Raw genomic sequence first — 6,820 nt, 5'->3', positions numbered from 1 at the left:
TGCCTGTCGTATCGCTTTCTTCTTTGGGTCATCTTGAACACCTTTCGCTCTTAACTAGGTGTCCAATTCATCATACCCACTCCAAAAGCCTCCCATTTCTCATGTCCAAGAAATGGGAGGCAGTTCACACGCGCTGCAGGGTCTTTTTGCATGTCATGTTTAGTTGTGGCCAACGCCTTAGAGAGCGGCGACGACCTCGATCTCGACCAGACCGCCAGCCGGAAGGGCGGCAACCTGGAAGGCGCTACGCGCGGGGAACGGGGCCTCGAACTTGGAGGCGTAGATCTCGTTCACGGCGGCGAAGTCGGCGATGTCGGCCAGGTAGACCGTAGTCTTGACGACATCGGCAAAGGTGGCGCCGGCAGCGGTCAGCAGGGCCTCGACGTTGGCGAGGGACTGCTTGGCCTGGGCCTCGACGCCCTCGGGCATCTTGCCGGTTGCGGGGTCGATGCCCAGCTGGCCGGACAGGAACACCATGTTGCCGGCCTGGATACCAGGGGAATACGGGCCGATGGCTGCGGGTGCGTTATCGGAAGACACGACGGTCTTGCTCATGTTTTTCTCCTTACGATCAAATAGAGAGCGTGAGCGCGGCGTTCGCACCGGGAGGCACAATTCGGTCTGAACACCGCGCTTGATTGGGATAGTACTCAAGGTTTCTGTTTGATGCAAGAATATTATCAGCTTGCGAGAATATTTTATCGCCCAACGGTTTCCCCGAACCGCTGAACGGTTCTCCACGGGGTCAGCCAGCCCAAGCTGCTGAAGACTTTATCCCGCTTGGAGCACGGGCATCGCCTGCCGCAACGGCACCACTATACTTTTGAATATCTGAGCATTTTGAAAGGCAGGATATGACCGCAACCGCCAGTCGAACCACCAACCGCAGGCCCGAGCTTTTGGCCCCCGCCGGAGGCCCGGAGCCCTTTGCCGCCGCGCTCGCCGCCGGGGCAGACGCCATCTACTGCGGCATGGGCAGCTTCAACGCCCGCCGCAAGGCAACCAACTTTACCGACGAGGCCTTTGAGCAAGCCTGCCGCGCCGCGCATCTAGCCGGGTCGCGCGTCTACGTCACGGTCAACATCGTCATCAAGCAGTCCGAGATGGGCGATGCACTGCAGCTCATCCATCGCTGCTCCACGCTGGGCGCCGATGCCTTCATTATCCAGGACTGGGGTCTGTTCTTTGAGGTCAAGCGCACCATGCCCGGCATCGAGACACATATCTCGACCCAGGCGAACATCCACGACGACCGCGGAACCCTTTGGTGCCGTGAGCAGGGCGCCGACCGCGTGACTCTCTCGCGCGAGCTCTCCATCGACGAAATCGCCGCCATTCACGACGCCGCGCCCGATGTGGACCTTGAGGTCTTCAGCCATGGCGCCATCTGCTTTTGCTACTCGGGCCTGTGCCTGCTGTCGAGCTTTGCCATGGCGGGACGATCGGCCAACCGCGGCATGTGCGCCCAGCCCTGCCGCCTGCCCTACGAGTTGATCGACGAGAACGGTCGCGCGCTCTCCCCTGCCGGTCGCGAGCGCGCGCTGTGCCCGCGTGACACCAACACCTCACAGCTTGTTCGCCGTCTGTATGACGCCGGCGCCGCATCGCTCAAGCTCGAAGGCCGCATGAAAGCCCCCGATTACGTATATTCCATCGTCGACGTGTATCGTCATCAGATTGATGACATGCTGGCCGGGGTCGCCGTAGATAAGGACGAGGACGCCGCCCGCCAGCGCCAGCTCAAGCGCTGCTTCAACCGCGACTTTACGCACGCCTATCAGGACGGCACCTCGGGCGACGAGATGATGAGCTATGAGCGTTCCAACAACCGCGGCCAGATCGTGGGCACGGTGCTGGGCAGCCGCCCGGCCAACCGCGATGTGCGCGGCCTCAAGTCCGACGACCGTCGTCGCCGCGCCGCCATCGCCCGCATTGAGCTGTTTGAGCCCGTGGGCAAAGGCGACCTGCTGGAGCTTCGCCACGATAACGAGTTTGACCAGTTCCTGACCACCATTGCCGCCGATGATGCCGCCGCCGGTGACATCATTGAGTGCCGCGTGCCCCGTAGCATGCCCGAGGGCTGCCGCGTGCGCGTGATTCGAAGCCAGAGCGCCATTGACGCCGCCGGCGCCGCGCTCAAGCGCGATGTGCTGCGCCGCCGAGCTGTTGACGTGTCCGTCGTGGCGCGCCTGGGCGAGCCGTTTACTGTCACACTCACCTGCTGTGACAACCCCGCGCTCACCGCCACCGCCACGGGCTTCACCGTCGAGGCCGCCAAGACCCGCGCCGTCGAGGCATCCGATCTGGTTGAGCACGTCGGGCGCATGGGCTCCTCTCCCTTTGAGGCCGCGAGCTTTGATGTGGCGCTCGATGAGGGCTGCGGCATGGGCTTCTCCGCCGTGCACAAGGTGCGCGCCGCCGCTTGTAAGGCGCTGGAAGAGGCCATTCTGGCACCGTACGAGGAGCGCGCAAAAACGCTCGAGTTGCCGGTGCTCGACAAATGTACGCGCCCCATGCCCAAGCACTACCGCGACGAGCCGCAGATCTGCGCCACCGTCACCTCGCTCGAGGCCGCCGAGGCAGCCCGCGCGGAGGGTGCAACGCGCATCTATATGACCACCGACGCGCTCGAGGCTGTCGGACTCTCCCCTGCCGATGCATTTGAGCAGGGTATCGTGCCCGTACTCGACGAGGTCTGCCGCGCCGTCGACCACGAGCGCGTCGATCCTTGGATCAATGCCGGAGCCACCGTCGCCGTCGGCAATATCTCCGAGCTCGCCGTAGCCGCTCATGCCGGCGCCACGGCCGAGATTCGCTCTTGCCTGCCGGTGCATAACACGCCCTGCATGGAGGCACTTGCCGAGCGCGGAGCCGGTGCGTTTTGGCTCTCGCCCGAGATCACGCTCGACGAGATCGTCTCGCTTGGCACCGCCGCGCCCGCAGCCCTGGGCATCACCGTCTTTGGCCGCCCGCGCGTCATGACGAGCGAGCATTGCATTCTGCAGGTTGCCAACGGCTGCATCCACGATTGCGCCAACTGCCGCCTGCGTGCCCGCAAGCTCTCGCTCAAGAATATCGACGGCAAGGTCATGCCCGTCCGCACCGACACTCACGGCCGCTCTCGCCTGTACGATGCCTACCCCATCGACCTCACGCCGCAGGTTGCTCAGCTGCTCGATGCCGGCGTGCGTCGTCTCATGGTGGACGGAACGCTGCTCGAGGCGGATGAGGTGGGCCGTGCCGTCGCCCGCGTCCGTCGTGCCGTCGAAGCAGCGCAGGCCGGCCGCAAGCCCGCCGCCCGCCTGCGCGGGGCGACCTCGGGCTGCATGTTTGTGGGAATCAGCTAACCGAAAGGCTTACACGTGAACGAAGAACCTCAAGTCCTCTACTGCGACGCCTGGCTCATGGCCATCGATAAGCCCGCCGGCATGATCGTCCACGGCGACGGCACCGGCGAGCGCACGCTCACCGACTACGCCAGCGATCTGTTGCTGGCGATGGGCGACGGCTTTGCCGCGACTGACATGCAGCCGCTCAACCGCCTGGACCGCAACACCACCGGCGTGGTGTTGTTTTCGCTCGACAAACAGACGCAGCCCGCCTTTGACCAGATGGTGATTGACCACGCCTTCGAAAAGCACTATCTGGCGCTGGCCGAGGGCAAGATCGACTGGAACGAGAAGCTCATCGACAAGCCCATCGCCCGCGACCGCCACGATAGCCGCAAGATGCGTGTCGGCGCCAGCGGCAAGCCGTCACAGACGCGCGTGAAGGTGCTCAAGCGCCTTAAGAGCCGTCGAGGCCTGCCCGCGCGTTCGTATATCGATGTCGAGCTACTCACCGGCCGCAAGCACCAAATCCGTGTGCACCTGGCAAGCGAGCATCATCCCCTGGTTGGCGACGACCTGTACGGAACGCCGCGCCCCTGCGGCCTGATGCTCCACGCCCACAGCGTGTCCTTCACGCATCCCGTAACCGGCGAGCACATCCACATCGAAGCCCCCTGCCCCTGGGAGCCCTAAACCACCACAATGGGGACAGGCGCCTTTGTGGTAGTTTTGCCGCAATGGCTCAGCCGCGGTCCCAAAACGTCTCGATCCGTAACAGTTAGAACCCATTTTCCGGTCTATCTGTTACAGATCGAGACATTCGAATCCCTCTCAAGGAAAAATCTCAATCTGTAACAATAACTCGGCAAAATCGGTCCCAGATGTTACAGATTGAGACAAAGGGACGGTGCGGCTCGGAAGTATCTCGATCTGTAACACCTAGCCCACTTTTAGCGGTCCAGTTGTTACAGACTTAGACAAAACCGGTAGACAACGAAAGCGGCAACGCCCGTGATGGACGTTGCCGCTTTTCTATTGAGAAAACTACTCGGTTTTCGTTACTAACCACCACAATGGGGACAGGCACCTTCGTGGTGGTTTTGGCCTTGTCTCGCTGTTAGACAGTGATGACGTTGTCCATTGCCCGGTACTTGGCGGGGACCTCGCCCGCAGTGATAATCGTTGCGTCGCGGAAGTCCGCGAACTTGACGGGCGCCACCATGCCAAATTTACTGGCGTCCGAGATTACGAAGCGTTTGGCGGTATGGCGCATCGAGATACGCTTGACCTGTGCTTCCTCGATATCCGGTGTGGTGAGACCTTGCTCGGCGGCGATGCCGTTGGATCCCCAAAAGCCGCAGTTGAAGTTATAGCGGTCCAGAGTTGCCAAGGCATCGGGGCCAACGAGCGCCTCGGTCTCGGGTTTGAGCTCGCCGCCCAGCACCACGGTACGCATGCCGCGCAAAGCAAGGTGCTGAGCATGGAGCACGGAATCGGTCACATATGTGACGCAGTCGAGACGCGGAAGATGCTCGATGAGCTTGAGGGTCGTGGAGCCCGAATCGATATACACAAAGCTATCGGGCTCCACCAGGGCCGCGGCACGGGCGCAGATGCGCTCCTTGTCATCGTTATGGAGGTCGCTGCGCTCATTAAGCGTTAGGTCGCGCGTCACGTGCGCGCGCTCAAGACTCGTCGCCCCACCGTGGACCTTGGCGATGCGGTGCGCTCGGTCGAGCGTCTGCAGGTCGCGCCGAATGGTAGAAGCCGTCACGCCCAGGGCCTCAGCAAGCTCCGGCACGGTAACCGAGCCGGCTCGCTGCACCATCGACACGATCGCGTTGAGCCTATCTTCCGCAAGCATCGCTTACTCCTCCTCGGGGTACACAACTCCCCAGTCGGCGCGGAGCTTGGTCATAAGCTCCATAACATCAGAAGCATAGCCCAGAAGCTCACGCTTCGAATCATCGCCGGCAACGGCCTTCTCCAGGTCGGCCATCTCGTAGCACAGAGCGTATGCCTCGGTGCCAGCGTGGACCTCCTCGCGGTGACCGTCTGCAGTCCACACGATGGTCGCGTGATCGGCACGCGGATAATCGTTGACCTCGATATAGCACTTGTCGAAGCTAATGACCGAACGCTTGGGCTGCTTGGAGTGGAGCGTGAGGCTCACCACGCCCAGCTGCTGTTCGGCATTACGGCAGACGATGCCGCCCGCAACGTCAACGCCAGTCTCGCAGGTGTTGCCCAGCGAAACGACCTCAGCGGGCTGGCTTGCCATAAAGAGACGCATGACGGACAGGGCATACACGCCAATATCGAGCATGGCACCGCCAGCAAGGTTGCGGTTGTAGAAGCGATTGGTCAGATCGCCGTACTCCTTGTAACTGCCAAAGTTGATCTGAGCGAGGTTCATGCGACCGAACTCACCGACATCCATGCGACGACGCAGCTCCTGATACAAAGGCATGTGGAGCACCGTGGTGGCGTCCATAAGGACCACGTTGTGCTCGTCGGAAATGGCGCGGGCCTCGTCAAGCTCAGCGGAATTGAGGGTAATGGCCTTCTCGCAGAGTACGTGCTTACCAGCTGCCAGAGCGGCTCGCAGGTAGGTTATATGCGTGTTGTGCGGCGTGGTGATATAGACTGCGTCAATGTTCGGATCGGCGTAGAGGTCTTCGACCGTTTCATAGACCCTCTCAACGCCATACTGCTCTGCAAAAGCTTGAGCCTTGGACAGAGTGCGGTTGGCAACGCCCGCAAGCTTGCGGCCGGCAAGAGCGAGAGACTGGGCCATCTGGTTGGCGATAACGCCGCACCCGATCACAGCCCAACGAAGCTCGGGAGCCGTAAAAATATCGTTGGGGAACGGCTGATCCTGGACCGAGGCAAACGCCGCCTTTGCGGCTGCCTCGGCGTCGAGCGGAGCCTGTTTGGAATCTGCCATTATGTGCCTCCTGAGTTATCGGAAGTCCTTTATTTCTAACAACCCTATATTCGCACAATTGCGCGCGTATCTGCTCGTGTTTGCGTGTTTATTTGCTTATCAGTCTTTATTTAGCCATAGTTGGCAGATGTTTGTGCAGTTATGCGCATTATCGCGCAAGGCTATGCGCATAAATGCGCATGCAACGATCCTTGTGAAACATAAAGGGGCAGAGCACCATAGCCATAAAAGACAGAGTAGGCCGTATTACTCCACCCCTCTGGGGGCATCAGACATCAAAGGACCGTCCCAAACTGTCGGCACATTGAGACTGTCCCCCCAACGACTGGTCATTTAAGTCTGTCCCCAATGAATGCAACGGCCACTCATTTAAGTCTGTCCCCAATGAGTGGGGATAGAAAAAGGCCCGGGTGCCTTTGAACTGCGCCCCAAATCTTGGACGCCCTAAATAGCGACTAGGCCGCAAGGGCCTGATTCCGGAACTCCTCCGGGGTCAGGCCCTTCAATCTTACCTGCCTCCGGCTCGTGTTCCAGTGGACTATGT

General features: G+C 60.9%; 5 protein-coding genes. 2 read left to right on the top strand and 3 right to left on the bottom strand.

Annotated features, from left to right (window positions below):
• Positions 1 to 177: 177 nt before the first annotated feature.
• A complete protein-coding gene (locus AAAX35_RS09510; protein WP_055285184.1) occupies positions 178 to 555 on the bottom strand; it encodes a RidA family protein in 378 nt (125 codons plus the stop codon).
• Positions 556 to 854: 299 nt separating this feature from the next.
• On the opposite strand from AAAX35_RS09510, the gene AAAX35_RS09505 reads away from it, so the two are divergent.
• On the top strand, positions 855 to 3,347 hold the full coding sequence (locus AAAX35_RS09505; protein WP_349117451.1) for a U32 family peptidase: 2,493 nt from the start codon (positions 855 to 857) through the stop codon (positions 3,345 to 3,347).
• Between the two features lie 15 nt (positions 3,348 to 3,362).
• Entirely contained in the window at positions 3,363 to 4,022 is a 660-nt protein-coding gene (locus tag AAAX35_RS09500) for an RluA family pseudouridine synthase (protein ID WP_232049565.1), read from the top strand.
• 424 nt (positions 4,023 to 4,446) lie between these two features.
• Here AAAX35_RS09500 and AAAX35_RS09495 read toward each other — a convergent pair whose 3' ends face one another.
• A complete protein-coding gene (locus AAAX35_RS09495) occupies positions 4,447 to 5,193 on the bottom strand; it encodes a DeoR/GlpR family DNA-binding transcription regulator (protein ID WP_349117450.1) in 747 nt (248 codons plus the stop codon).
• Positions 5,194 to 5,196: 3 nt separating this feature from the next.
• Positions 5,197 to 6,276: a Gfo/Idh/MocA family oxidoreductase gene (locus tag AAAX35_RS09490; RefSeq protein ID WP_349117449.1), complete on the bottom strand. Its 1,080-nt coding sequence runs from the start codon at positions 6,274 to 6,276 to the stop codon at positions 5,197 to 5,199.
• Positions 6,277 to 6,820 lie beyond the last annotated feature (544 nt).

Source organism: Collinsella sp. CLA-ER-H11, assembly GCF_040092445.1.
In the GTDB taxonomy this organism is placed as follows: Bacteria; Actinomycetota; Coriobacteriia; order Coriobacteriales; family Coriobacteriaceae; genus Collinsella.
Note: the sequence above shows the minus strand (reverse complement) of the source record. Positions and strands in the feature narration are given on the sequence as shown.